General features: G+C 71.3%; 2 protein-coding genes. Both read left to right on the top strand.

The genetic code is table 11. The annotated features are described in order from the left end of the window. On the top strand, window positions 1–644 hold a 644-nt coding region (locus GH737_RS14900), incomplete at its 5' end, for a sugar transferase (protein WP_230558860.1). Continuing rightward, a partial coding sequence (locus GH737_RS14895; protein WP_196233253.1) for a hypothetical protein occupies window positions 634–913 on the top strand: 280 nt, incomplete at its 3' end. The genes GH737_RS14900 and GH737_RS14895, both read left to right, overlap by 11 nt.

Genomic DNA, 913 nt, shown 5'->3' with positions numbered 1-913 from the left:
GATCGACCCCGGCGCTGCTGGTCGGCTGCGGCCCGCTCCCGCTCCACAGCCGCGCGGTGAAGCGGGTGATGGACCTCGCCATCGCGGGCGCCAGCCTGGTGCTGCTTGCCCCGGCGATGCTCGCAATCGCCGCGGCGATCCGCCTCGAGTCGCCCGGACCGGTCCTTTTCCGCCAGATGCGCATGGGCCGCGGCAACCGCCTGTTCGAAATCCTCAAGTTCCGGACGATGCGGTGCGAGGCGGCGGACGAGGCGGGAGCGCGCTCGGCGGCGCGCGGCGACGACCGGGTGACCCGCGTCGGCCGGCTGCTGAGGCGCACCAGCATCGACGAGCTGCCGCAGCTGATCAACGTGCTGAGGGGCGAGATGAGCATCGTCGGCCCGCGCCCGCACGCGCTCGGCACCCGCGCCGAAAACCAGTTGTTCTGGACCATCGACGACCATTATTTCGACCGCCACGCGATCAAGCCGGGGATCACCGGCCTCGCCCAGGTGCGCGGCTTCCGCGGCGCGACGGAAAAGAAGGCGGACGTCACCGAGCGCGTGCGCGCCGACCTCGAATATATCGACGGCTGGCACATCGGCCGCGACATCTCGATCATGCTTCGGACGGCCGCGGTCCTCGTCCACCCGAATGCGTTCTGAGCGCCAAGTGACGGCGCAGGTTCGCGACCCGGAAGCCGGGGAGGGGTTCGCCCGCTACGTCGTCCCGTGGCTGTTCGGATTCGCGCCGGCGCTGCTGGTGGCCTTCACCTGGTCTCCGTCGGGAGAGTGGTCGGGCGCCGAGCTGAACGTGCGCGCCTACACCCTGCCGGTGATCGGTGCGGAGCTGTTCGCGATCGTCGTGGCGCTGCGCGAGGGGCTGATCGGAGCAATGCGCGCGTGGCGCTGGCCGCGGCCGGTGCTGGCCGCGG

The sequence above is a fragment of the Sphingomonas segetis genome (assembly GCF_009720245.1).
Taxonomy (GTDB): Bacteria; Pseudomonadota; Alphaproteobacteria; order Sphingomonadales; family Sphingomonadaceae; genus Sphingomicrobium; species Sphingomicrobium segetis.
Note: the sequence above shows the minus strand (reverse complement) of the source record. Positions and strands in the feature narration are given on the sequence as shown.